Annotated in this window: 21 protein-coding genes; all 21 read left to right on the top strand. The window is 46.6% G+C overall.

Annotation, left to right across the window (positions count from 1 at the left end):
- Window positions 1–452 precede the first annotated feature (452 nt).
- The 21 genes from tssB to V2154_RS11065 all read left to right on the top strand — a co-directional run bounded on the left by tssB (window position 453) and on the right by V2154_RS11065 (window position 25,537).
- On the top strand, window positions 453–950 hold the full coding sequence (tssB, locus tag V2154_RS10965) for a type VI secretion system contractile sheath small subunit (RefSeq protein WP_353502275.1): 498 nt from the start codon (window positions 453–455) through the stop codon (window positions 948–950).
- Between the two features lie 29 nt (window positions 951–979).
- Window positions 980–2,527 carry a type VI secretion system contractile sheath large subunit gene (tssC, locus tag V2154_RS10970; protein WP_353502276.1) on the top strand — a complete coding sequence of 516 codons (1,548 nt, stop codon included), beginning with the start codon at window positions 980–982 and terminating at the stop codon, window positions 2,525–2,527.
- A gap of 14 nt (window positions 2,528–2,541) precedes the next feature.
- A complete protein-coding gene (gene tssK / locus V2154_RS10975) occupies window positions 2,542–3,894 on the top strand; it encodes a type VI secretion system baseplate subunit TssK (RefSeq protein ID WP_353502277.1) in 1,353 nt (450 codons plus the stop codon).
- The gene (tssL, locus tag V2154_RS10980; protein ID WP_353502278.1) at window positions 3,891–4,580 is read left to right on the top strand and encodes a type VI secretion system protein TssL, short form; all 690 of its coding nucleotides are present in this window, start codon (window positions 3,891–3,893) and stop codon (window positions 4,578–4,580) included. Before tssK ends, tssL begins: the two co-directional genes overlap by 4 nt.
- Window positions 4,577–6,295, top strand: a complete 1,719-nt coding sequence (locus V2154_RS10985; RefSeq protein ID WP_353502279.1) for an OmpA family protein — start codon at window positions 4,577–4,579, stop codon at window positions 6,293–6,295. Before tssL ends, V2154_RS10985 begins: the two co-directional genes overlap by 4 nt.
- A gap of 2 nt (window positions 6,296–6,297) precedes the next feature.
- Complete coding sequence (locus tag V2154_RS10990; RefSeq protein ID WP_034790858.1) at window positions 6,298–6,789, top strand: Hcp family type VI secretion system effector; 492 nt, start codon at window positions 6,298–6,300, stop codon at window positions 6,787–6,789.
- A 298-nt stretch (window positions 6,790–7,087) separates the two neighbouring features.
- Window positions 7,088–9,739, top strand: a complete 2,652-nt coding sequence (tssH, locus tag V2154_RS10995; RefSeq protein WP_353502280.1) for a type VI secretion system ATPase TssH — start codon at window positions 7,088–7,090, stop codon at window positions 9,737–9,739.
- Complete coding sequence (locus tag V2154_RS11000; RefSeq protein ID WP_353502281.1) at window positions 9,736–12,243, top strand: type VI secretion system Vgr family protein; 2,508 nt, start codon at window positions 9,736–9,738, stop codon at window positions 12,241–12,243. Before tssH ends, V2154_RS11000 begins: the two co-directional genes overlap by 4 nt.
- A 13-nt stretch (window positions 12,244–12,256) precedes the next feature.
- Window positions 12,257–13,465 (top strand): hypothetical protein, encoded by a 1,209-nt coding sequence (locus tag V2154_RS11005; RefSeq protein ID WP_353502282.1) that lies wholly within the window; start codon window positions 12,257–12,259, stop codon window positions 13,463–13,465.
- A gap of 1 nt (window position 13,466) precedes the next feature.
- Complete coding sequence (locus V2154_RS11010) at window positions 13,467–13,856, top strand: hypothetical protein (RefSeq protein WP_353502283.1); 390 nt, start codon at window positions 13,467–13,469, stop codon at window positions 13,854–13,856.
- A gap of 444 nt (window positions 13,857–14,300) precedes the next feature.
- The gene (locus V2154_RS11015) at window positions 14,301–15,188 is read left to right on the top strand and encodes a type VI secretion protein ImpA (protein ID WP_353502284.1); all 888 of its coding nucleotides are present in this window, start codon (window positions 14,301–14,303) and stop codon (window positions 15,186–15,188) included.
- A gap of 356 nt (window positions 15,189–15,544) precedes the next feature.
- Window positions 15,545–16,156, top strand: a complete 612-nt coding sequence (locus tag V2154_RS11020; protein ID WP_353502285.1) for a hypothetical protein — start codon at window positions 15,545–15,547, stop codon at window positions 16,154–16,156.
- A gap of 180 nt (window positions 16,157–16,336) precedes the next feature.
- Complete coding sequence (locus V2154_RS11025) at window positions 16,337–16,912, top strand: hypothetical protein (RefSeq protein WP_353502286.1); 576 nt, start codon at window positions 16,337–16,339, stop codon at window positions 16,910–16,912.
- Between the two features lie 68 nt (window positions 16,913–16,980).
- Window positions 16,981–19,398, top strand: coding sequence for a type VI secretion system Vgr family protein (locus V2154_RS11030; RefSeq protein ID WP_353502287.1), 2,418 nt, complete (start codon window positions 16,981–16,983; stop codon window positions 19,396–19,398).
- Window positions 19,391–21,064, top strand: coding sequence for a LysM peptidoglycan-binding domain-containing protein (locus V2154_RS11035; RefSeq protein ID WP_353502288.1), 1,674 nt, complete (start codon window positions 19,391–19,393; stop codon window positions 21,062–21,064). Before V2154_RS11030 ends, V2154_RS11035 begins: the two co-directional genes overlap by 8 nt.
- A gap of 6 nt (window positions 21,065–21,070) precedes the next feature.
- The gene (locus V2154_RS11040) at window positions 21,071–21,598 is read left to right on the top strand and encodes a hypothetical protein (RefSeq protein WP_353502289.1); all 528 of its coding nucleotides are present in this window, start codon (window positions 21,071–21,073) and stop codon (window positions 21,596–21,598) included.
- 83 nt (window positions 21,599–21,681) lie between these two features.
- The gene (locus tag V2154_RS11045; RefSeq protein WP_353502290.1) at window positions 21,682–22,026 is read left to right on the top strand and encodes a hypothetical protein; all 345 of its coding nucleotides are present in this window, start codon (window positions 21,682–21,684) and stop codon (window positions 22,024–22,026) included.
- On the top strand, window positions 22,013–22,846 hold the full coding sequence (locus tag V2154_RS11050; RefSeq protein ID WP_353502291.1) for a hypothetical protein: 834 nt from the start codon (window positions 22,013–22,015) through the stop codon (window positions 22,844–22,846). Before V2154_RS11045 ends, V2154_RS11050 begins: the two co-directional genes overlap by 14 nt.
- 134 nt (window positions 22,847–22,980) lie before the next feature.
- Window positions 22,981–23,463, top strand: a complete 483-nt coding sequence (locus V2154_RS11055; RefSeq protein ID WP_353502292.1) for a hypothetical protein — start codon at window positions 22,981–22,983, stop codon at window positions 23,461–23,463.
- A 794-nt stretch (window positions 23,464–24,257) separates the two neighbouring features.
- Window positions 24,258–24,896 (top strand): hypothetical protein, encoded by a 639-nt coding sequence (locus tag V2154_RS11060; protein WP_353502293.1) that lies wholly within the window; start codon window positions 24,258–24,260, stop codon window positions 24,894–24,896.
- A 50-nt stretch (window positions 24,897–24,946) separates the two neighbouring features.
- Window positions 24,947–25,537, top strand: a complete 591-nt coding sequence (locus V2154_RS11065) for a hypothetical protein (RefSeq protein ID WP_353502294.1) — start codon at window positions 24,947–24,949, stop codon at window positions 25,535–25,537.
- The last annotated feature ends 67 nt before the right edge of the window (window positions 25,538–25,604 follow it).

A 25,604-nucleotide genomic window follows, 5' to 3' on the forward strand; every position in this document is an offset into this window, starting at 1 on the left:
TTAAGCTGAAATGCGAAAGAATAATCCTACAGACTTGAAAGATTATTCCTACACCACAGAAAAATCTTAAAGAAAACTCTTAGAAACGCCTCCTAAATGTTAAATAATAAAAATAAAAACCTCTCAGACGCATCAATTTTCCGCCCCCTAGACCCCACAAAAAGAAAACCCATAAAAGCATTATAAAACAACAATATAAAGTAAAAGAAACCCTTTTAAATTTACTTATGCATTTAATTAAAACAACCAAAAAGCTATTAGTTAGCATGTGGAAGCATTGATTAATTCAAAGTATTCAATATTATTAACCAGTAGATTCCCTATTTTTTAACTCATAGGTAATGAGTGAATCTTGACGTAACTCCGTTAGTGGCCTTGCAGGAAGCAAAGCTCTTCGTTTCTGCTTGTCGCCAAAAAAAATCACACCCCGATCACAAGCAGGGAAAATAACCATGTCTAATAGCTTTCAAAATGAAATACCTAAAGCTCGCGTTAATATAAAGCTAGATCTCCATACCGGCGGCGCGCAGAAGAAAGTCGAACTGCCATTAAAGCTGGTGGTAATGGGCGATTACAGTAACGGGAAAGAGAATCGTCCGTTATCTGAACGCGAAAAAATCAATATCAACAAAAACAACTTCAATAGCGTACTGGCCGAATATGGCCCTTCGCTCAACCTGACCGTGGAAAACACGCTGGCAGGCGATCGCAGCGAAGAGAGCGTTAAGCTCTCGTTTGGCGATATGAAAGACTTCGAGCCTGAACAAGTTGCCCGTCAAATCCCCCAACTTCGCGCCATGCTGGCAATGCGTAATTTATTGCGCGACCTCAAATCTAATCTGCTAGACAACGCCACTTTCCGCAAAGAGCTCGAAACCATCCTTAAGGATGAAACCTTGAGCAATGACTTGCGCAACGAGCTGGCCGCGCTGGCCCCTAAAGACGCTTAACCCTTCCTGAATCGGACCAACCTGAGATTATGCTTATGTCTGCAAATACAGAAAATACTCATGAAAGCCGCACAACCGTGCTGGAACATTCCGACGCAGGAAGTGTTTACGCGTCCCTATTTGACAAAATCAACCTGACGCCAGTCTCCTCGTTGGGCGACGTCAACCTCTTCCAGGACAATCAGGCGATGTCTGATGTCACCACCGACGAGCGCGTGACCGCCGCTGTGCAAGTGTTCCTGCAACGCCTAAAGGCATCCGGGCAGAAAGTTGAGCGTCTGGATAAAACGCTGCTCGACGGCCATATCGCGATGCTCGACGAGCAGATCAGCCGTCAGTTGGACGTGGTCATGCACCATCCTGACTTCCAGCGCGTGGAGTCCGGCTGGCGTGGCCTGAAGTTCCTGATTGATCGCACCGACTTCCGCCAAAATGTCAAAATCGAACTGTTGGATGTCTCCAAAGAAGACCTGCGCCAAGACTTCGAAGACTGCCCGGAAATCATTCAAAGCGGCCTGTATCACCACACCTATATTCAAGAATATGACACGCCGGGCGGCGAGCCGATTGGCTCTATCATCTCTAACTATGAGTTTGACGCCAGTGCGCAAGACGTGGCCCTGCTGCGTAACATTTCTAAAGTATCAGCCTCGGCGCATATGCCATTTGTAGGCTCCGTCGGCCCGAAATTCTTCCTGAAAGACTCCATGGAAGAGGTCGCGGCAATCAAAGACATTGGTAACTACTTCGACCGCGCCGAGTACATCAAGTGGAAATCCTTCCGCGACTCCGATGACTCCCGCTACATCGGCCTGACCATGCCGCGCGTACTGGGTCGTCTGCCTTATGGCCCAGACACCGTGCCGGTTCGCAGCTTCAACTATGTGGAAGAAGTCAAAGGCCCCGACCACGAGAAATACCTGTGGACCAACGCCTCTTTTGCTTTTGCCGCCAATATGGTGAAAAGCTTTATTAAGAACGGCTGGTGCGTGCAGATCCGTGGCCCGCAGGCCGGTGGCGCAGTAACCGACTTGCCAATCCACTTGTACGACTTGGGTACCGGCAATCAGGTGAAAATCCCGTCAGAGGTGATGATCCCTGAAACCCGCGAGTTTGAGTTCGCCAATCTGGGGTTCATTCCGCTCTCTTACTACAAAAATCGCGACTACTCCTGCTTCTTCTCGGCTAACTCCACGCAGAAGCCGGCTCTGTATGACACCGCTGACGCCACGGCCAACAGTCGTATCAACGCCCGCCTGCCTTACATCTTCCTGCTGTCTCGCATCGCGCATTACCTGAAGTTGATCCAGCGCGAGAATATCGGCACCACCAAAGACCGCCGCTTGTTAGAGCTGGAATTGAATACTTGGGTGCGTTCGCTGGTAACTGAAATGACCGATCCGGGCGACGACCTGCAGGCCTCTCACCCCCTGCGCGACGCAAAAGTGACCGTCGAAGATATCGAGGACAACCCTGGCTTCTTCCGCGTGAAACTCTACGCCGTTCCGCACTTCCAGGTGGAAGGCATGGACGTCAACTTGTCGTTGGTTTCTCAGATGCCTAAAGCGAAAGCTTGAAGCCCGGAGGCAGGATGAAAATTGAACGTCCGCTATGGACACGCGGAATTCTGGTTTCTCCACAGCAATTTCAACAACAGGCCTCTCTGGAGGCCTGGACTAACGAATGCATTGCGCAAATGGGCGTTTTGCATCCGTGGGGAGTGCTGCATGCCAGTTTCGAGCAGGACGCGCTGGCCCAAGGCCGCCTAAAAGCTGAACGCTTACACGTCCGCTTTCAGGATGGCACTTTGGTGGATACCGGCAGTGCTGATTTGCTGCCATCGACCTTAACGCTTGCCGCCAACCTGCCAGCGCAGGCCAATGAAGCGACCGTCATGCTGGCGATACCTCAAACCTATGCCAATGGGGGTAACTGTCTGCAACCTGACGAGTTGGCGGAACGCCCGGTGCGTTATCGCCAGGCTTGGCGGGATGTGCAAAATCATTATGGCGACGATAAAAAGCAGATCGCCGTCATGACGCATGAACTCTCCCTGCGTCTAAGCACGCAGGAGAACGGGGATTATCAGACCTGCCCGGTTGCCCTTCTGCGCCGTGACCAGCAAGGTCGCTGGACTCAGGACAAGAGCTTTATTCCGCCGTTGCTCAGCCTGCAAGCGAGCCACTGGTGTAGTGAGCAATTGGAAATATTGATGGTGCAGCTTCGTGCGCGCCTGCAACGGCTGATGGGCATGCGTCGCGAAAGCAATGCCCGCATGGCTGACTTCGCGGTGGCCGACGTTTCCCTGTTCTGGCTACTCAACGCCCTTAACAGTGCTGAACCCGTGCTGGGAAATTTCCAGCGCTACCCGCAAGTTCATCCGGAGCGTTTATATCAGGAGCTGGCAAGGCTGGCTGGCAGCTTGCTGACATTCTCTTTAGAGCATGACAGCACGGCTATTCCCGTTTACCAGCACGACCGCCTAACTGCCGTTTTCCCGCCGCTTTTCGCATTACTGAATATCTTGCTCGAGGCAAGCCTGCCTTCGCGCCTGGTGGCTGTTGAACTGGTTCACGATGCGCGGATTAACCAGTGGCGCGCTGATTTACATGACCCACGGCTGCGCGAAGAGGTGGATTTCTATCTCTCCGTTCGCTCCACGCTCTCGTCGGCTCAGTTACAAACGCAGTTCCCACAGCTGTGCAAAGTCGGCGCGCCTGATGATGTCGGGAATGTGGTCAACGTGGCATTGAACGGCATTCCGCTGCGAGCACTGACTCACGTCCCTGCCGCCATACCACTGCGCCTCGAAAACCAATATTTCTCTCTTGATCTCAACCATCCGGCGGCGAAACAGATGATGGATGCCGGGGCCTGCGTGTTCTATGTGCCGGGCACTTTAGGTGAGATCCAGCTTGAACTCTTTGCGGTGTTACGCGCATGAATCAATCCTTAAAAGTATCAACTCACTCCCTTGATATCGATGCGCTGCTCGCTAATACCTGGCTGCAAATCATCAGCCTGCGTCAGGGAATGACCTGCAGCGAAGGTGAAGGTCGCGCTTTTTGGCAGCGCTGCGTAGATGATATCGAGCATGTTCAGCAGGCGCTGAAGGCCGCCCATATCAGTGAGCCAAGCTGCCAGCACATCATGTATGCCCAGTGCGCGGTGCTGGATGAGACAGTAAAAGGCCGTAGCACCCATGATGATATCTATTTCGTATGGTGTAACTCTCCCCTGCAGGCGCATTTCTTCAAAACTTTGGATGCAGGAAGCCAGCTTTACGAGCGCGTCAGGCAGGTGTTGCGAGAACCGGCGCCGGATTCAGCCGTTTTAATCTGTTTTCATCGCGTGCTGATGCTAGGTTTTCAAGGGGGTCTAGGCCCACAGGCGGGTGTCGAGCGCCAGCAATTGGTCGACCAACTCTCTGCTCGAGTTCCCGCCTTTAACTCTGCACCAACCAATCCCGTGCTGGCGATCGCCCCGTCGCGTCACCGCATTGGGTTATGGCTACGTTATTGGCCGTTACGCCTTGGCTTAGCTGCGCTATTAGTGGCGCTACTGTGGTTAGGTCTTGATCACTGGCTGTCAGGGCTACTGTCGACCTTGTTACCGGGGTCAGTGCGATGAGTAAGATCTGGCAACGAGGATTGTGGTTATGGGCGGGGATCTTAGCCGGAATAATATGTCTGGTCTTTCTGCCTTTTTCACCGACCGTTCGCTGGGTCAGTTTTGCGCTGGTCATGGTGATATGCCTGACCGGCCTCTGGCTGGCAGGACGTAAATCCCTGCTCGAATTGGAAGCGATAAACCTCGACAGCCTGCCGCCGGAAAGCTATCGCCTGCCGGTGGTACTGGTTTGCGGCGATGCGCTACCTGCGCTGTTTGGTGCCGACACTATTCATCAATCGGCGCAGGGCTGCTGGCTTCGCGTCAATGAGATCTCAGCGCTTCGGCAATTCGCGCAGAAATTGTTGGAACAGCGTCCTGAGTGGGCCAGACAACTGAGCGTCATGTTCTCCGTCAATCCACAGCAGCAGGGGGATGAACAAACACTTTCCACCCATTTATTCGAGCTTCGCTGGCAGCTGGTGCAACTTCGTCGAGACAGTCGTTGCGCTGTGCCGCTGGTGGCTTACAGCACGGTGGCAAGCAGTCTGGCTGAAACGCCAGTTTGGCTGTCACAACAGCAGTCGCAGCCCGCGACAGTCTGGCCAAGCGTCACGATGCCGGAAACCCTAAGCGATTGGCAATTTACTCAAGATAATGAGGAACGAGCCGTTCGTCTCAAACAAGCCGTGATGTTCTTTAAGCACGATGAATGGCTAAAAGAAAAAGTCTTACCTGCTTTTGTACAACGCAATGATGACGTCAGCTGCGTACAACCCCAGCAGGTAATTCTGCATCAAGTCGCCAGTTTGCCAGACCTCGAGCCAACTTCTCTGTGGTTGCGCTGGCTATCCTCACTGACAGCGCTGAACAAAGTATCTGGCTGGCAGCCCGCACCCGAGGCTGAACCAAGCCGCCTGCCTTTCCCAGATTTTCTCTTTTCCACTCTTCCTCTGGGCTATGGCAAATCAGCCTGCCAACGCGTGCTGCGCAAAGGTTTCACCCTACTCGTCTTGGCTGCGGTCGTGGCGCTGTGCTGTAGCGCATGGCACAACCGGCAACTGCTGCATCGCGTGGCTTTCGATATCCGTCATTACGAAAGCATTGATATGCACAACTACGCCCCGAAAGCCAAAGCCGTGGCCGCCCTGCGCGACGATGCCGCCCAGCTTGATGACTGGTTCCGTAACGGCGAGCCGCTTCGCCTTGGGTTAGGGCTGTATCAAGGGGAGCGTCTGCGCTTACCTCTGCTAACCGCCATCAAAAGCTATCTGCCTCCGCCGCCACCGCCAAAGGTCGTGGAAACTGCCCCGAAAACCGTGCGGCTCGACGCCCTGTCGCTGTTTGATACCGGTAAATATCAGCTCAAAGCCAACAGCACGAAACTGCTGGTTAATGCGCTGATTGGCATCAAAGCCAAGCCCGGCTGGCTCATCGTGGTGGCAGGACATACCGACATCACCGGCGACGCACGCGCCAACCAGATCCTATCACTCAAACGCGCCGAAGCCTTACGCGACTGGATGCTCTCAACCAGCGATGTCTCGCCAACCTGCTTTGCCGTTCAGGGTTACGGTGCGACACGCCCGATTGCAACAAATGACACAGCAGAAGGCCGAGCAGCCAATCGCCGTGTCGAAATTAGTCTGGTGCCGCAGGCGAATGCATGTCAGGCAACAGCATCTCAATCCACTTCAGGATCTGAAGTGGCTACAACACCAAGCAAGGAGAACTAACCATGGCAATTCCCGTTTACTTATGGCTGAAAGACGACGGCGGCGCGGACATTAAAGGTGCCGTTGATGTGAAAGATCGCGAAGGCAGCATCGAAGTCGTGGCTCAGGAGCATAACGTTTACATCCCGACAGACAACAACACCGGCAAACTGACTGGGACCCGCATTCATACCCCGTTCCTGTTCACCAAGGAAATCGACTCCTCCAGCCCGTATCTCTACAAAGCGGTGACCACCGGCCAGACGCTGAAATCTGCCGAATTCAAATGGTATCGCATCAACGATGCAGGTCAGGAAGTGGAGTATTTCAACACCAAGCTTGAGAACGTCAAGCTGGTCAAAGTCGCGCCGAAAATGCACGACATCAAAGACGCCTCTTTCGAGAAACACAACCACCTCGAAGAGATTGAGCTGCGTTACGAAAAAATCACTTGGACTTACAAAGACGGCAACATCATTCATTCCGATTCATGGAATGAGCGTACCACCGCCTAGTTACCCGTCATTCTTCGCGTCGCTGGTGCGTTGGCTGCGTTCACTCGCCTCGGTCACATAGATATCTATTCTACCGGGGACTTGCGAACTTGCCGCCTTCCCGCGACACGAATTATTTAGGGTAACACCCCAAGCAGGCGGTTCGCCGTCTGCTGTTTTGTCGTTTTCAAAACTGCTTATTGAGAGTCAGTGGCAGTTTCGCAAACAACAAACAATTCGAACATCGACCTAATGGGCCTGGGTTCCTGCAAAGGAAGGCTATGGGCGGTAGCGTACCCAAAACACAAGGAATTTCAGCATGGAACATCAATCAGCCACCCTCCTTCGTCGCCTCAATCCTTACTGTGCTCAGGCACTGGAGGCCGCCGCTACGCTGTGCCAGACCCGCGCCCACGCTGAGATAACGTTAGAACACTGGCTACTAAAATTACTGGAATTGGGCGAAGGCGACATCACCGTGCTGGCCCGCCGCTATGAGTGGGATATGGACAGCCTGTGGCAGAGCCTGCTGGCGCACCTTGATACCCTGCCACGCTCGGTGCATGCTCGCCCGGTGTTATCGGACTCGCTGACCGAGCTGATGCAGAGCGCCTGGCTGAATGCATCCCTGCAAGACGGCGATGACCGCATTCGCAGTATTCACCTGCTCGAAGCCCTTAATATGCACCCTCATTTGCTGCGTTGTGACGGAGCCTGGCCGCTGTTTAGCCTGAGCACGGCCCATATATCTCGCCTCAAGCCCTTGTTGAATGTCCAGTCCGAAGAGCGCCCTGAGTTGCAGCAGCAGGCCAGTCTCAATATGCCTACTTCGTCGCTGAATGAGCCAGCCCGTCAACCCGGCGCTGACGCCCTTTCCGGTCAGACATTGAGTGAAGCGCTACAGGCCGCGCTGGATAAATTCACGCTAGACGTGACGGCTAAAGCCAAGGCTGGACAGATCGACCCGATCTTTGGCCGTGACACCGAGATCCGCCAGATGATCGACATCCTCTCGCGCCGCCGTAAAAACAACCCGATTCTAGTGGGCGAGCCGGGCGTGGGGAAAACCGCCTTGGTGGAAGGTCTGGCATTACGCATTAGTGAGGGTAATGTGCCGGACAGCCTGAAAACCGTCAGCCTGCGCACCTTAGATCTCGGCCTGCTTCAGGCCGGAGCCGGCGTGAAAGGCGAGTTTGAGCAGCGTTTGAAAAACGTGATTGAAGCCGTTCAGCAGTCGCCAACCCCCGTTTTACTGTTTATCGATGAGGCTCACACCATCATCGGCGCAGGCAATCAGGCCGGTGGTGCAGATGCCGCTAACCTGCTTAAACCGGCTCTGGCGCGCGGCGAACTGCGCACTATCGCGGCGACCACCTGGTCTGAGTACAAACAGTATTTTGAGCGCGATGCCGCGCTAGAACGCCGCTTCCAGATGGTCAAAGTCGACGAGCCGGATGACGCCAAAGCCAGCCTGATGCTACGCGGTCTCAAAGGCCGTTACGCCCAGCACCACGGCGTGCACATTCTTGACGCCGCGATCACCGCCGCCGTCACTCTTTCGCGCCGCTTCCTGACTGGCCGCCAACTGCCGGACAAAGCCGTTGACCTGCTCGATACCGCCGGTGCCCGTGTTCGCATGAGCATCGACACGCTGCCGGAGGCTTTGATGGAGATCAATGCCGAACTGGCGGCACTGGCGGTCGAACAACAGGCTATTGAGCAGGATCTGTTGCTGATCCCGGATACCGCGTCGACCCGCCTGCACGACATTGAACAGCGCCGCGAACAGCTTTCCTTCGAGCAGCAAAAACTCGATCAGCAGTATAAAGAAGAGCAGCGCCTGACCCAGCTGATTGTCGAAGCCCGTCGGGAGATTGCCGACGTGGCCCAACTGGCAGCCTTGCAGCAAGAGCTCAGTTTGGTTCAAGGCAACGCTCCGCTGCTCTCTCTCGACGTCGATGCCCGCACCGTCGCCACCGTCATTGCCGACTGGACCGGCGTGCCGCTGAGCAGCCTGTTAAAAGATGAACAAACTGACCTGCTGCAGCTGGAGAAACATCTCGCCACGCGGGTGGTGGGGCAAGATGCCGCCTTGGTGGATATGGCGCAGCGCCTGCGCGCCGCTAAAACCGGCCTGACGTCAGAAAACGGCCCGCTCGGCGTCTTTCTGCTGGTCGGCCCAAGCGGCGTGGGGAAAACCGAGACCGCGCTGGCGCTGGCCGACACCCTGTTTGGCGGTGAAAAATCGCTGATCACTATCAATATGTCCGAGTATCAAGAAGCCCACACGGTTTCCCAGCTCAAGGGCTCACCTCCGGGCTACGTGGGCTACGGCCAGGGCGGCATTTTGACCGAGGCCGTGCGCAAACGCCCGTACAGCGTAGTGCTGCTCGACGAAGTGGAAAAGGCCCACCGCGACGTGATTAACCTGTTCTATCAGGTGTTTGATCGTGGCTTTATGCGCGACGGAGAAGGCCGTGAGATTGATTTTCGCAACAGCGTGATCTTAATGACCGCCAACCTCGGCAGTGACCACCTGATGCAACTGCTGGATGAACAGCCGCAGGCCACGCATGGCGAGATGCACGAGCTGCTGCGCCCTATCCTGCGCGATCATTTCCAGCCTGCCCTGCTGGCCCGCTTCCAAACGCTGATTTATCGCCCGCTGGATGCAGAAGCGCTCAGAAAAATCGTCGAGATGAAACTGGCTCAGGTCGCAAAACGCCTCAACCGACATTACGGCCTGAAATGCGTCATCCAAGAGAGCCTTTACGACCAGCTAGTCGCCGCCTGTCTACTGCCGGACACCGGCGCGCGCAACATCGATAGCCTGCTCAACCAGCAAATTCTGCCGGTACTGAGTCAACAACTTCTCAGCCGTATGAGCGAACAGCAGCGCACAACGTCGCTGACGCTGGGCTGGGATGATGAGGATGGGATTTTGTTGGAGTTTGAAGGAGCAGAGAGATGAGTACCACGTCTAAGACACCCTTTTTCGACCACAGCCACCATAAGCTCGCCGTGCGCGACTGCGACGCGCCGATTGACGTGGAAGGCTTTGTTGGCAACGAGAGCCTGAGCCTGCCGTTCAGCTATGACATCACGTTCACCAGCGGCGACCAAAACATTGACCCGGCCACCCTGCTGATGAAGGACGCCTCGCTGACCCTGCAGGCCCCCGTGATGGAGGCCTTCGGCGTGGCGGTGCAGCAGCCGCAGCGGGTTATTCAGGGCGTGGTCACCGGCTTCAAACGCCTCTCTTCCTCTCGCGACGAGAGCCGCTACGCCCTCTGCCTGCAGCCGAGGCTGGCCCTGCTGTCGCGCAGCCACCAGAACCGCATTTATCAGGATATCTCCGTGCCCGGCATCGTGGAGAAAATCCTGCGCGAGCGCCACGCCATGCGCGGGCAGGACTTCGTCTTCACGCTGGTAAAAGCGTATCCGCGACGCGAGCAGGTGATGCAGTACGGCGAGGACGACCTGGCCTTTATCTCGCGCCTGCTGGCCGAGGTGGGTATTTGGTTCCGCTTCACCGCCGACCCCAAGCTCAACATCGACGTGGTGGAGTTTTATGACGACCAGCGCCACTACGCGACCGGCCCGACCCTGCACGCCGTGCCGCCCTCCGGCATGCACGACGTCGGCGTCGAGTCGGCGTGGGATTTGGCCAGCGCCTATCGGGTGGTGGAAAAATCCGTGAGCACCGGGGATTACAACTACCGCACCGCCAACGCCGACCTGGCCTCGGCGGCGGACGTCACCCGCGGCGACACCACCACCTACGGCGAGGCTTATCACTACGCCGACAACTACCTGGCAGCGGGCTCCGAAGGCCGTGACCCCGAGCCGGAGAGCGGCGCGTTCTACGCCCGCCTGCGCCACGAGCGCTACCTTAACCAACAGGCGCGGTTCTCCGGCGTCGCCAACGCCGCTGCCCTGACGCCGGGTCAGGAGCTAAAGGTCATCGGCAACACTATTCCGTCCCCGTTCGCCAAAGGCGTGATAGTGACCCACACCCGCAGCAGCGCCCCGCGGGATAAAAGTTTTGAAGTGGCGTTTGAAGCCATTCCTTACTCGGAGGATTACTGCTTCCGCCCGACGCCCGTTAGCAAGCCGGCGATGGCCGGCACCCTGCCCGCCCGCGTCACCAGCACCACGACCAACGACACCTACGGGCATATCGACAAGGACGGGCGGTATCGCGTCAACATGCTGTTTGACCGCGACGCCTGGGAGCAGGGTTACGAGAGCCTGTGGGTCCGCCAGGCGCGGCCTTACGCCGGTGACACCTACGGCATGCACCTGCCGCTGCTGGCGGGCACCGAGGTGGCTATCGCTTTTGAAAATGGCAACCCAGACCGGCCGTACATCGCGCACGTCCTGCACGACTCGGCGCACGGCGACCACGTCACCATTCGCAACTACCGCCGCAACGTGCTGCGCACCCCGTCCAATAACAAGCTGCGCCTCGACGACGAGCGCGGCAAGGAGCACATCAAGCTCAGCACCGAGTACGGCGGCAAAAGCCAGCTTAACCTCGGCCATCTGGTCGACGCCGACAAGCAGCCGCGCGGCGAAGGCTTCGAGCTGCGCACCGACAGCTTCGGTGCGATCCGCGCCGAGAAAGGCATTTTCATCAGCGCCGACGGGCAGCCCAAGGCCCAGGGGAAGGCGCTGGAGATGCAGTCGGCAATGGATTTGCTGAACAGTGCTCACGAGCAGATGAACTCAATCTCTTCTGATGCTCAGGCTTCAACGGCCAGCCCTTCTGACCTGCAGGCTCAAATCAATCTTTTGCATCAAAACCTTAAAGAATTAAAGCAATCCGTTCTTTTGCTAAGTGCCCCCAAAGGTATTGCCCTGAGCAGCGGCGAGCACCTGCAAATAAGTGCCAGCGACAACCTAATTGCCACAGCGGGTAAAAATGCCGATGTCAGCGTCGCCAAGAACTTCTTTCTCGGCGTGGGCAATACTCTGAGTATTTTTGTCAGAAAACTGGGGATGAAGTTAATTGCTAATCAAGGCCCTATCACCGTTCAGGCACAGAATGACCTGATGGAATTACTGGCCCGTAAGGCAATCACCATCACCAGCACCGAAGATGAAATTAAGATCACGGCGAAGAGAAGGATCACGCTGAACGCTGGCGGGAGTTATATCACCCTCGATGAGAACCGGATTGAATCCGGCACCGCGGGAGAATATCTGACTAAGGCCGGGAATTATGGGAGGAAGGAGCAGGCGCAACAAATTGTTGCTATGCCAGTATTTCAGAAAATATCTGCAGATGAACATAGCCATAACATACGGTTTCTTTGCATAGATGATCTTGGTAACCCGCTAAAAAAAATACCATACACGGCATACTTCAAAAATGGAAAAAGTCAAAAAGGAATTACAGATGCAGAAGGCTTTACCGAATCCTTCAAGGCAGACGAAGAATATAATGTATCCATACACTTGCAATTAAAATAAACAGGCGGGGAAAATGGCTCAGTATTACGTCTATACGCAAATAAAGTCGAACGTAGATTCAGCACTACTTTATTACGAGATGCAAGCCCATAGAACAGGCAGAGATGGTACTAAATTGGTTGTACTCGATACGGGTATTCAACCTTTACAGAGTGACTATAAAACTCAGAGACATGAAACTATAGATACCACTGAAAGCAAGTCTGCCTTATTCATACTTGAAATTATGCTTTATAGAAAACTTGGCGAGCAATTTATCCCGTTGCTTAGTAAGCAAGAAAGCTCTATATACTCTTTAGGGCAATTTTCAAGCGATAAGGTCATCAATGCTAATTCAAAAGAAAATATTGTATACATGGAGACAACCCAGAAAACCAAAGAAGCTAAAGATGGAGAAACAAACACCTATACTCTGAAGATATCTACCAAGGAAAGAGTTTTTATTGCACCTGAACATCCTATTGGTGATGGTTTGGACCCCTTCTCATGGGAAAATATTATGGATCAGCTTGAAAAGAGAGTTAGAAGAAAAACTCTTCCAAATCAAGATAGGACGAGTTTATGTGGCCCGGCGGCTTTTTTCTACTGTCTATTGAAAGATCGCCCAGACCTATATAAACAAATGGCAATCGAGTTATGGGAAACGGGGAATGCAAAGTTAGGAGCATTGTCAATTAAACCAAGTCATAATTGTCGAAGACCTAAGGGAATATTTAATGAAAGAGGGCAATTAAATGTAAGTGGCTTAGATTGGATAACTTTAGCATCTCTTAGAGATTCAGAAAATTCTATTTTCGACTATCAGTCAGTAGACGATCAATTTTCAGGAATTACATTATGGAGTGGATTAGAGTCATGGTTTACTAAAACAGGATATAAGAAAGTATTCGACAATATCAGTTTAAGCAATTGCAGCATACAAGATATTTTAGATCTTAATAAATACAATGATGGCTCACACCATATTGTTACTCTTATATCTGCAGGGATGTTATTACAAACGGAGGGAGACACCTCATTCAAAAATCACTGGGTCGTATGGGAAGGAAAACCTACCCTTCTAGGTGATGAAGAACTATCAAAAATGACAAATATAGATGCTTGCATTGATTTAAGGCTTTTTTCATGGGGAGAAGTGCATGATTACCTCAAGCCCAATATAACCTTAAAAGAATTTCTAAAACATACTTTCGGAGGAATGGTTTTTAAAATCATTAATTAACATGATTAATAAAAATATCATAACATTTTTTCTATTAATCCCAATATTAATGGGGTGCCGTAGCAGTATATCATACGAACCTAATGGAGATTATCTTCCTTCAGCAAAATTCAAACAATCATATTATTCTGAAGTAAATATTTTGGGTGGCCCTGTTATTGGGCGACTTGTTACCTATAAAATAACCCCCATCAATAGTGGGTTAAATGCCTTTCCAGGAGAGTATATTAGCAGAGGAGGTGATAAAATTTCCGACTACAACATTGTAATAATAAAAGGGGTACCTATTTCAACTTCCGACATTGAAATTGAGATATACGGAAGCACTTACGGAACAAATCACCCTGGAAAGGAGTTCAATAAAACTTATAAAATAAAAGTAGTCAATTAAACTATAGCTAATCTTTTTTACGGTTATAGAAAATAATATATAGCATAAAAACCTTATTAGAATTGAAATGCAAAAACACCGCGCCATATTATTTCTATTAGAAATAAACATAGACTATGCTAGCGCAGTCAAGGCATTTCAAGCAGATCAGAATGCTAATAAAAACACTTTCATTCCTGAATCATTTAATTTCCTACAATAGAGTTATTAATAATGGTACTAGTTACATTTTGCTTACAAACTCAAATTAATTAAATGCAGACTGTAGACCATTGAAAGAAAAAATCGTCCTTGATCCATCCCAGCTCAAAAGTGAATATACAGCAGGACGATTAAAAACAGGATGGAACTATCAAGATGTAGATAGCGATCCAATATCACCATATCTAGGTTTACCGAAACTAGAAAACAAAAATAACTGGTATACATCAGGAGGTAAATAATATGGCCGTCTTACACCCTCTAGAATGCTACCTATTAGAGCTATATAGTTCACCAGAACACTATGCCGCAACTCGGGATGCCATCATAAGCTGGATCAACGCCCATGAGACAGCTTTTAACCGTTATCAAAAAGAATTACCTGCCCGTCTACGTAAAGAACCACTCTGGAAACAAGGGGATGTTGTATGGGGGACTAGAGTATTACCTAATATACGCTCTGATAAAGATCGTTACAATAAAGCTTATGTTTTACGAACAATGAACGACCAAGAAGCTTTTAAAATTGGTCACACTATGAGTGGAAATACTCGCGGTATAAGTGAATTCTGGAATGGTTGGATGACAGAAACCGAATTAGCAGCAATTGACCGTATTGAATGCTTAGCGAGCTATTTAGATAAGATGTTAACACATACTACAAGCGGAAGTTGGTGGGAGGGGGATTTAACCTACCTTGGACAACGGGGACTTTATAAACTTACAGATCTACCAAAGCGCATTCCTCGTTACATACTTGATGAAAGTATCAGGATTGAAAAAAACGAATTGCCAAAGCAAATTGGGATTTATCTCCCTGACGTTGACTTTGCCCCTTCGCGACTTTTATACCCAAGCGTAGATCATGGTAGACCAGCTACTACAATACAAGGCACACGAAGAAGTGAATGGGTCAGTGAAACAACGGGTATACGAGATTATGATTGGGATGAAACGAGATATGCCGAAACAGGCTGGACACTCATTCGTCGTGTTGAAGGAGAATATATTAATGTGCCACCTGAAGGTTTTTTCCCTAAAGGCAAGCCTGAAGAGCTTTACTCTTGGCCTGAGCGGAAAAAAAACTTTATTAGTCATCATAACCAATATATCACGGTATGGTCCGGCTAGCTGTCCCCTCACGCAGGAAAGTGGTCTGTATTCACCCAGCAAGGTATTCAACACATTAATGTAAATCAAGGAAAAGCTTTACCCACTTGGACAAATGAACATGGCTCCCCACTGCGAGTGCAATGGACTCTAATAGAGCGGACTGATAACGGTTCTGTGTATAAATAAGATAATACTAAAAGGAATGTCTATTTCAACTTCCGACATTGAAATTGAGATGTGTGGAAGCACTTCCGGAAAAAAATTATGCTAAAAAATAATTCAATAAGGCCTATAAAATAAAAGTACGAATAATAATTAGTGCATAAGATAGCGTTACTGGCTACTATGGCCTAATGGAATCATTGAACAAGCAGATGAAAATTAAAACATTTAGAAGTTTATTCAACAGAAGTAAAAATAAAAAATCGAAAGATCTAAGAATTTTATTTCCCAAGGAGAACCACAAAACAATTATCGCCATTCCAAAACACCCCTTAGTCACACCATTAATAAAAGATAATATTTATGCGTATTTGACCTTTTTTTTAACAGATGATCATACAACACAGAGAATATTAAATATTATTAATAAACACTACTCTTCAAACTATTCATTGAACACCTCCGAAAACGTCATTGTTTCCTGTGAGTCAGATACAATTGCATTTAATATATATAAAAAATTTGAAGGAAGAGTTGTAAGAATAATTACGAACTCCGAAGATATTTTGAAAGTTATTTGGAGCATTAGCCCTACCCCCATTACGCCATGGGTTTCATTTCCTGAAATGGATCCCGAAAGCTTGGGGCAAATGCAAGGTGATTTTGAGTTTTATTGGGAATGGATGTGGCTTCCGTTTTGGGAATCGATAGATTTCACTGAACGAAAAGAATTTTTAAAAAGTGAACAGGCTCCATCAAACTGGGTCGATTTCTTCATTTATTACGAGGAGCAAATAAATAGTAAAATGAATGTTCTATACTAATGCAATGACGCTCCAATAGACTTATTAATAATAGTACTACTTGAATTTTGCATAATGCATTGTGAATTCAAATTAATCAAACGCCGACTGTAGAGCATTGAAAGAAAAAATGAAGCACAGCATAACCATTAATAATAATGATAGCCTCATCGCATTTCGGCGATATAAAGGTGATATGCAATGAAAATTATAATTATTTATATATCTATAGTTATCATAGCAACATTTTCTAGTGTTTATTTTTTAAAAATAAAACCTGACACGCAAAAATGCCTTTCTAAAAACACAGGGGAAATTAAAAACGATGACTTCAAATTATTTATAGATTCATTGTCGGAGAAACAAAATGGCACTTGGAAAGACACACCAAACAAATATGACATTTATTCCAATGATGTTGCAAAAAAGATCAACTCTTCTCCAGAAAAATACTTTCCTGATGCATTAAATATAATATCAAATAAAAGTTACGACCAAAGTCAAAAAATATACACTATTTTATTAATACAACACTTACCTATAAAAAAATACATGTGCCTTATGGATATAATAAACAATGAAGTAAGATCAAACAACATTGATAATGAAGTAGCCAAAGCGGCCATCCTCCCAGATTTAAACATCAGGGGGACTACAATATATTATTGGTGGCTACCTGATTGGAGAGATCGATTTAAAGAAAACTCAAAAAAAATCCTTGATAAAAGCACAATAGATGATGTGTTAAGCGGGCGATATAGTTTTTCCAATATTTAGGCAATTGGTTCCCAAAATCATCTCAGAGTTTTTAAATACCCCCTCTGTCAGCAAAGCAGGTCAATAAAATGAAAACCTCTGCACCCATACCCTTTTTCGACCACAGCCACCATAAGCTCGCCGTGCGCGACTGCGACGCGCCGATTGACGTGGAAGGCTTTGTTGGCAACGAGAGCCTGAGCCTGCCGTTCAGCTATGACATCACGTTCACCAGCGGCGACCAAAACATTGACCCTGCCGCCCTGCTGATGAAGGACGCCTCGCTGACCCTGCAGGCCCCCGTGATGGAGGCCTTCGGCGTGTCGGTGCAGCAGCCGCAGCGGGTCATTCAGGGCGTGGTCACCGGCTTCAAACGCCTCTCTGCCTCGCGCGACGAGAGCCGCTACGCCCTCTGCCTGCAGCCGAGGCTGGCTCTGCTGTCGCGCAGCCACCAGAACCGCATTTATCAGGATATCTCCGTGCCCGGCATCGTGGAGAAAATCCTGCGCGAGCGCCACGCCATGCGCGGGCAGGACTTCGTCTTCACGCTGGTAAAAGCGTATCCGCGACGCGAGCAGGTGATGCAGTACGGCGAGGACGACCTGGCCTTTATCTCGCGCCTGCTGGCCGAGGTGGGTATTTGGTTCCGCTTCACCGCCGACCCCAAGCTCAACATCGACGTGGTGGAGTTTTATGACGACCAGCGCCACTACGCGACCGGCCCGACCCTGCACGCCGTGCCGCCCTCCGGCATGCACGACGTCGGCGTCGAGTCGGCGTGGGATTTGGCCAGCGCCTATCAGGTGGTGGAAAAATCCGTCAGCACCGGGGATTACAACTACCGCACCGCCAACGCCGACCTGGCCTCGGCGGCGGACGTCACCCGCGGCGACACCACCACCTACGGCGAGGCCTATCACTACGCCGACAACTATCTGGCAGCGGGCTCCGAAGGCCGTGACCCCGAGCCGGAAAGCGGCGCGTTCTACGCCCGCCTGCGCCACGAGCGCTACCTTAACCAGCAGGCGCGGTTCTCCGGCGTCGCCAACGCCGCTGCCCTGACGCCGGGTAAGGAGCTAAAGGTCATCGGCAACACTATTCCGTCCCCGTTCACCAAAGGCGTGATAGTCACCCACACCCGCAGCAGCGCCGCGCGGGACAAAAGTTTTGAAGTGGCGTTTGAAGCTATTCCTTATTCGGAAGATTACTGCTTCCGCCCGACGCCCGTCAGCAAGCCGGTGATGGCCGGCACCCTGCCCGCCCGCGTCACCAGCACCACGACCAACGACACCTACGGGCATATCGACAAGGACGGGCGGTATCGCGTCAACATGCTGTTCGACCGCGACGCCTGGGAGCAAGGTTACGAGAGCCTGTGGGTCCGCCAGGCGCGGCCTTACGCCGGTGACACCTACGGCATGCACCTGCCGCTGCTGGCGGGCACCGAGGTGGCCATCGCCTTTGAAAATGGCAATCCAGACCGCCCCTATATCGCGCACGTCCTGCACGACTCGGCGCACGGCGACCACGTCACCATTCGCAACTACCGCCGCAACGTGCTGCGCACGCCGTCCAATAACAAGCTGCGCCTCGACGACGAGCGCGGCAAGGAGCACATCAAGCTCAGCACCGAGTACGGTGGCAAGAGCCAGCTCAACCTCGGCCATCTGGTCGACGCCGACAAGCAGCCGCGCGGCGAAGGCTTCGAGCTGCGCACCGACAGCTTCGGTGCGATCCGCGCCGAGAAAGGCATTTTCATCAGCGCCGACGGGCAGCCCAAGGCCCAGGGGAAGGCGCTGAAGATGCAGTCGGCGATGGATTTGCTTAACAGTGCGCACGAGCAGATGAACTCAATTTCTTCGGATGCTCAGGCTTCAACGGCCAACCCTTCTGACCTGCAGGCTCAAATCAATCTTTTGCAGCAAAACCTTAAAGAATTAAAGCAATCCGTTCTTTTGCTAAGTGCCCCCAAAGGTATTGCCCTGAACAGCGGCGAGCACCTGCAAATCAGTGCCAGCGACAACCTAATTGCCACCGCGGGTAAAAATGCCGACGTCAGCGTCGCCAAGAATTTCTTTCTCGGCGTGGGCAACACTCTGAGTATTTTTGTCAGAAAACTGGGGATGAAGTTAATTGCTAATCAGGGCCCTATCACCGTTCAGGCACAGAATGACCTGATGGAACTGCTGGCCCGTAAGGCAATCACTATCACCAGCACCGAAGATGAAATTAAGATCACGGCGAAGAAAAGGATCACGCTGAACGCTGGCGGCAGCTATATCACACTCGATGAGAACCGGATTGAATCTGGCACCGCGGGAGAATATCTGACTAAGGCTGGGCATTATGGGAGGTTGGAGAAAGCATCATACACTGTAGAAGTACCTGAACTACCCATCATATATCCGGGGTCTAATCAAATGTTCGCATCAGCTAAAGGAATTGATGGAACCCAAAGCAAGACACTTGTGTACAAGTCTTTTGAACAAGGAGAGCGAAATGGATAAGAAAAAGACTCCGCTTTTTGATAAACCACAGGATGAGCCAACAGAATATGATGGTTTATTAGGATGGACAACAAATTGGAAATGTTATTTAGATCCTAAAGAGAAACCTATTCCTTTAGATGAAGTAGAATCTTTGAATGCTTCTAAAGATTCAGTCATTATTAAAAGAGGTGATACAATTAGTCACATTGCAAAGGATAACAATTGCACTGTTAACGAAATAATCAGACTTAACAACATAAAAAAACCTCAACTTATATATCCTGGGCAGACATTAAGACTACCTACGATTGAATATGCTTATTCCGATCTTTCTCCGCCGGATACAAATAGTAAATGTGAACTTTCATTCACCTTCGAAGATCTGATAAACAAACCGATACCAAACCTTAAAATAAGAATAGAATCTGCTACTACAGTCATTTATGACTCGATTACAGATAGTATGGGTAAAATTGAAAAGTTAATTATTAATTCAGAAAAAGAAGTTAGAGTATTAGTATTAAACGCAGCGGGAAAAATAAAGGAAATTGCAAACTTCCCAACAACACCAGGTAAAACAGACATTATTTTATCCAGCCCTAAGGTGAGGATAAAAGGTCAAAGTGCGGCTATAAATGGTATGCCTGGTGATATTGATAAAGGCACAAACAAAATTAATACACTGAGTGTGGGCAGAGATAGCAAGGGAGCCCCTTCCTTACAGTTAAACCATATGTGTCCAAACAGTTATGATTTATCTTTAGGTAAAAATATTATTTATTACGAATACATTATTGCCGCAGCAAAAAGAAGCGGATTTATCCCACAAAGTATTGCTGCAATCATAAATGCTGAATCTGCAAAATACCCAGGGGGGGTATGGAGACAAGATTCGGTGTGTTTTAATTCAAGTAAAATAAATGCAGAAAAAAAGCGAAGAAAAGGATTGGGGCTGGAACCTGAAAATGATGTTTTCTATAAAAGTTCTGCAGCAGGGATGACACAGTTTCTAAACCTTACCTGGATAGGTGAGATCTTACGCAGTGAGACTTACCTCAATCAAAAAGCCATAGCCGCAGGTATAATCGCTGAAAAACCAAGCTTGGACAAACATGGTCGAGAAAGAGTACGTAGGGATGGAACACCAATTCTTGAAAATAAATTTCAAGTATCACCAAATGTTTGGAAGAACCTTTATGAAATAAAAAAAAGTAGTTATACCAGCGGTATTACACCATATCCATCTCTGGCCACACAAACCATCCAAAATTGGCTTAATCTCCGTTTTAAAGCGGAATATGCTATCATGGCGGCTGTAGACTACGGATTAAGCAATCTTGCATCCTTAAAAAAATCTGGTTTTAAAATTGATAGCCTTAATGATGCTGAAAAAGCCAAGATAATTTATCTAACTCACCATCTTGGTTTAACTGATGCAATACGTTTTATTCACAATTCAATAACTGAATCTTCAGCCAAGAAATTACTAATAGCTCAGATTGGTTCTGTCAAGGCAGCAACATATGCATCCGATAATGATAGTAGCTACATAAATGCACATAGACAATGGCTAAGCAGTTTTATAAATTTCAATATTGTCATTGAATTATATTACTGCCCAGAACTTAGCAAAGAAAAGACTAATGATGTTAATCTGTTTGATGTAATCAATAAACTAAAATGAGGCAATATGTTAAAATATCATTTATTAATTCTATTATTAGCAATCACTACATTTAATACAAAAGCGGAATTAAGCTGTAAATTGGACACAGTTGGCTGTGAAACCATAGAAGGCAAGTTAACATCAACTGTTATCGAAAAAGATATTGTAGGGCTATATTTGAATAATGAATTAATTACAACCATAAAATCTAGTGATATAAATGAAGCATTTTCATACTATGATCTTGCTCATAAAAAAGGAAAATCAAAACTAATTGAAAAATTGCTAATTTCCTATAACTCCACAGATTGTGTTTCGGAGAATGTAAAATTTCGCTGTCAGAAATTTAGGGTGATCGATCTGCTTCGTAAAAACATATTATCCAATTCATTTTACCCACCCGTATTAAACTCCATGCTGATAAATATTACATGGGGGGGAGAAAAATCAAAAATGATGTTTGAAGACAAATCGGAATTCACTTATGAAGATGGCAAAGTGACTATGTCAAATGGTGGCGTAATGGCCGAGCAAAAAAAGATTAAAAAATGAAAATAATAGATAATTCCAATATGAGAATTTTTTTACAGGAAATAAAACTCACAAAGTAAGAAGAAAAATAAAGAGCAACACACTTGTATCGCGGGTGGTTATCCGTAAAAGATTTCGACAAATATTGGTGGGATGACCCAGCATATAAGAATAAAAAATCCGCGGCCATGAAGAAAAGACCTCCCAAAATTGATTCGCCTCAGAGGGTAACGGAAAACTCATACAACTGCATTGACACTGGCGCTTTCTTCATTGCGTGTTTTAAATCTAAAGTACTTAAAATTATGGATGAGGACAGCTCAGAGGTTTCAGACGACAACAATATCATAGAGAAGGTGACAAAAAGAATAAACGGTGGTGACAAAGGAATTGCTGAAAGGAAAATAGCCACTAAAAAAGCTAAAGAGGTGATTGATGATCAGATTTAAAAAAAATTTTTTCTTGTGGATAGTACTTGTTGCTATAACTACAAATTGTTGGGCCGCATATTATAACTCCGTAGAATTTGATGATATCATTGTGAGGTTGAATAAGGATAAAGTCGGCTACATTACGGTTCATAATAAAACATCTGGTATAGATCATTCTTGTGAAATCGCTAATTGGGATAATTCAATGCTAACTGGGGCCGGGGAAATATCATTAACAAGCGATCATGTGGGAGTACTTATAGCGTCCGGTAATAAATATCTTGAAACTGAAGACGTGAAGAATTGTAACGGAAATGCTATTAGTGTTTATTCTACTCCGTATTTTGATCAAGAAATATCCACCATTATAGACATGAACTTTGAAAAGAAGTTGGTTCTAGCGTTGGTGGTAGTTGATGCTCACTTCAGATCATACCAAGCGATAGTTTCTAATTTTAATGGAACAAAAAATATTTTTTCAGATAAGGGATTTTGGAGTGACTCCGTAAAAAATACTGATGACACATTTTCTCAGGGCAACACTATTTATTTAGGAAAAATATCGCCAAATGGCAGATTTGTTTCGCCTAACGATTTAGATTGTTCTATTGATTCATTCCCTGGAGTATGGGATATAGCAACAAGAAAGAAAGTGATTTTCCCTTCGGATAAAGATGCATCAGTGATTGATAGTAAATGCCGGGAACTGTTTTCTGGGAAACAATCCCTAAATGAATTAGGTGGCAAACTTGCTCCCAAAAAAATAACATTTAATTTATTAAAAATTCTTTTAAATATTTATATTGCATTAAGTGCATCCTCAACGACTCTTGCTTAAGAAAAATAAAACCCAGAAAATCCCCACAACAACTTAATATACTTTAGCAACGTAATAAGCAATGGCATCAACTATCTTTTAAAAACAGGCACCAATCAACTCAGAATGTATATTCTATTGTTGGAGATGAATAAGTGAAAAAAATCATAATCTTTTTTCTGTTTTCCTTTACAACTCCTTGCTTTAGCGAAGAGCATCCTAAATCAACATCTCTAGACGAGGCCACAATAAATATCCCTGAGAAATGGAATGTCAAAAAAAACAACAACTGTTTAATCATTAAGGCGGAACATGTATATGCATCCGATTACCTTAAACTATGCAGAAATGTATCGAATGAAGAAAGTGATTACTTTACCCTGAATGATGACGGAAAATGGGAGGCAATAACTGACGGCATTCCAGTTTTAGCAAATATAAACACCAGCTCAAAATTTACTGGAATGAGTGCTGTAATTTCATGTAAGTATCAAGATGATGTTGGATACCATTCTGAACAGTGTTTTCAGGCGGAAATAAAATTACCAAAAAAGGTAAATTTCATATTTACTGGTAGAGGCAACCCATCTTTATTTAGCTATTACAATAAAGTATATCTATCATCCATAATAAAATAACACGCAATTTATCACCTGTGAATATTCACATTCCGCGTGGTAATTAGATGATACATTCAAAAATCATTATATTTATTTCTTCCCTTGTGTCTTTTTTCGCATTCTCATCAAATACAATAGAATTCAACATATCTAAAAAATACAATGCGGAGATAACAACGGTAGGGCAAGAAGGAGACTATAAAGTAAAATATAAAATATTCGAAAAAACCAGATTAATACAAGAAAAAATCATTCATGTCGACTCAGAAAGAAAAATAAACATGTTGATTGATGGTTTTAATTTTGACGGAAAGAAAGATTTTTCTATCTGGCACATGGACTAAGGCATGAGAACATATAAAATATTCAGAATATTTATTTTACAGATAAAAAACATGACTTTAATGAGATACATTCACCTTGTGGTGATAATTATATTGATGTCAGAGTTGATAACCAAAAAAAGAATTAATTAGCTCATATTTCGACGACAATCAAGTTAAAAAATGCATCACTGTTAAAAGAAATATAATGATAAAATAATTACAGCACATACATCAATTTAGTAAATTTCATATCTGACTGTTCTATCTAAAAATAATTTTAGCCACAAATAATGTATACTTAGCTAACAATGGCTAAATATAAAGTCAACTATCTCTTGTTGGTAGCACTTGCTGCTATGACATCCAATTCTTGGGGGGCATATCATAAGTTCGTAGATATTGATGATGTAAAAATTAGATCGTATAAGAAAAAGGCGGGTTGGCGATCTACTCATACCATACAAAAATAAATATAGGTTAATATTTATGAAAATAACATGGGTATTTATTTTTATGTTTTTTAGCTCATTTTCATCAACTGCGACTGCACTTAGTAAAGATAAATCATCGTCAGTGATTAGGAGTTTATCTTTAAAGTCCAATGCTGATACCTCAGCATCATCAAGTTTTGATGCTTGCAACGTGCACTTTAAAGATTATATTTTCCTTACTCTTTCAGATGATGAATATTACCAAAAAAAAAACCCTATTTCAGAATGGTACTGCTTGTATTCTGGAGAAGCCTTTGAGACTGGATATAATACTCAGCATACTAATGATAATGGCATTGATGAAAGTAGCACTGACAACAAAATTATATATGATTACAAAAGCAAAGACTGGAAGTCTGTGCCAGATGGTAATTACAAAAGAAACGGTGAAGCTAATCACCTAGAGTTAATTAAAATAAAGAGTAAAAACTCTCATGGATTCATGACTATAGATAGGATGAAGAAACTCAAAGATGGCAGTAATGTTGAAGGATTTTACTTTTGTTTAATTCATAATAATCATGCACTCTGCGGCTCTGGTGAGAGCGTTAAAAATAATGCGGGATTTATCTCCTCGCAAGATGCATTGAAGCTATTAAATAGTATTTCTTTTGACAAAGATAAAAATCATTAAATTAAAACAGACAATTAGCGGAAGAGAGTTATAATGAACCAACAATTATCATGTTAAGAAATTTAACCATTGGTTTTATTTTTATAATAAACCCAGAATTTGCATATGCAAATAAAATTGACTACTGCAAAACAATTGAATTCTCAGCAGGAGTTTTCAATAAAATGGAAATACAAAAGTCATCCGAGAAAGATGGTTGTCGAGAAAAGCCAGTGCCAATATTTTACAATGGCATTAAAGACTATTTTTACCTTTCTAAGGAGGCTTATCCACCAGGGGGCATAAGCTACATAACTTGGGATGGTGCGAAAAATAAATATGGTTACGATCCAAAAGAACTCAATACAACAATTGACAATATCATAAAAGAAAACACAAGCTTGAGTTATTTAAACAGTTTAAAATATCACGTCAACATCGAAACCTCCCCCAGAAAAAACGGTGCGCTAGTCATTTCTGACGTTATATTCCTAGATAAGAAAGATGCACCCATCAGCCTTATAAAAACATTGTTTTTTTACTCTCAGGATAATTATGCTGCCACTTATTACTCTGGACCAGTACAATATTCTGATGCAAAAAGAATTGACTATCTGATTAAGGTCACAGATTTATTCAATACTATGGAGATAAATTGGTAGCTATTTAATCATGCAAGACTTAAAATTTCCGAAAGCAAGATGCATCACCCTACTTAAATACTATTTT

This window comes from Ewingella sp. CoE-038-23 (assembly GCF_040419245.1).
Taxonomy (GTDB): Bacteria; Pseudomonadota; Gammaproteobacteria; order Enterobacterales; family Enterobacteriaceae; genus Ewingella; species Ewingella allii.

Coding starts and splice junctions, on each gene's coding strand:
- V2154_RS11030 (WP_353502287.1), top strand. CDS start 16,981: ATGAAAACCTCTGCACCCATACCCTTTTTCGACCACAGCCACCATAAG.
- V2154_RS11015 (WP_353502284.1), top strand. CDS start 14,301: ATGGCCGTCTTACACCCTCTAGAATGCTACCTATTAGAGCTATATAGT.
- V2154_RS11010 (WP_353502283.1), top strand. CDS start 13,467: ATGATTAATAAAAATATCATAACATTTTTTCTATTAATCCCAATATTA.
- tssC (WP_353502276.1), top strand. CDS start 980: ATGCTTATGTCTGCAAATACAGAAAATACTCATGAAAGCCGCACAACC.
- V2154_RS11005 (WP_353502282.1), top strand. CDS start 12,257: ATGGCTCAGTATTACGTCTATACGCAAATAAAGTCGAACGTAGATTCA.
- V2154_RS11020 (WP_353502285.1), top strand. CDS start 15,545: ATGAAAATTAAAACATTTAGAAGTTTATTCAACAGAAGTAAAAATAAA.
- V2154_RS11040 (WP_353502289.1), top strand. CDS start 21,071: ATGTTAAAATATCATTTATTAATTCTATTATTAGCAATCACTACATTT.
- tssL (WP_353502278.1), top strand. CDS start 3,891: ATGAATCAATCCTTAAAAGTATCAACTCACTCCCTTGATATCGATGCG.
- tssB (WP_353502275.1), top strand. CDS start 453: ATGTCTAATAGCTTTCAAAATGAAATACCTAAAGCTCGCGTTAATATA.
- V2154_RS11065 (WP_353502294.1), top strand. CDS start 24,947: ATGTTAAGAAATTTAACCATTGGTTTTATTTTTATAATAAACCCAGAA.
- V2154_RS10990 (WP_034790858.1), top strand. CDS start 6,298: ATGGCAATTCCCGTTTACTTATGGCTGAAAGACGACGGCGGCGCGGAC.
- V2154_RS10985 (WP_353502279.1), top strand. CDS start 4,577: ATGAGTAAGATCTGGCAACGAGGATTGTGGTTATGGGCGGGGATCTTA.
- V2154_RS11000 (WP_353502281.1), top strand. CDS start 9,736: ATGAGTACCACGTCTAAGACACCCTTTTTCGACCACAGCCACCATAAG.
- V2154_RS11050 (WP_353502291.1), top strand. CDS start 22,013: ATGATCAGATTTAAAAAAAATTTTTTCTTGTGGATAGTACTTGTTGCT.
- tssH (WP_353502280.1), top strand. CDS start 7,088: ATGGAACATCAATCAGCCACCCTCCTTCGTCGCCTCAATCCTTACTGT.
- tssK (WP_353502277.1), top strand. CDS start 2,542: ATGAAAATTGAACGTCCGCTATGGACACGCGGAATTCTGGTTTCTCCA.
- V2154_RS11025 (WP_353502286.1), top strand. CDS start 16,337: ATGAAAATTATAATTATTTATATATCTATAGTTATCATAGCAACATTT.
- V2154_RS11060 (WP_353502293.1), top strand. CDS start 24,258: ATGAAAATAACATGGGTATTTATTTTTATGTTTTTTAGCTCATTTTCA.
- V2154_RS11035 (WP_353502288.1), top strand. CDS start 19,391: ATGGATAAGAAAAAGACTCCGCTTTTTGATAAACCACAGGATGAGCCA.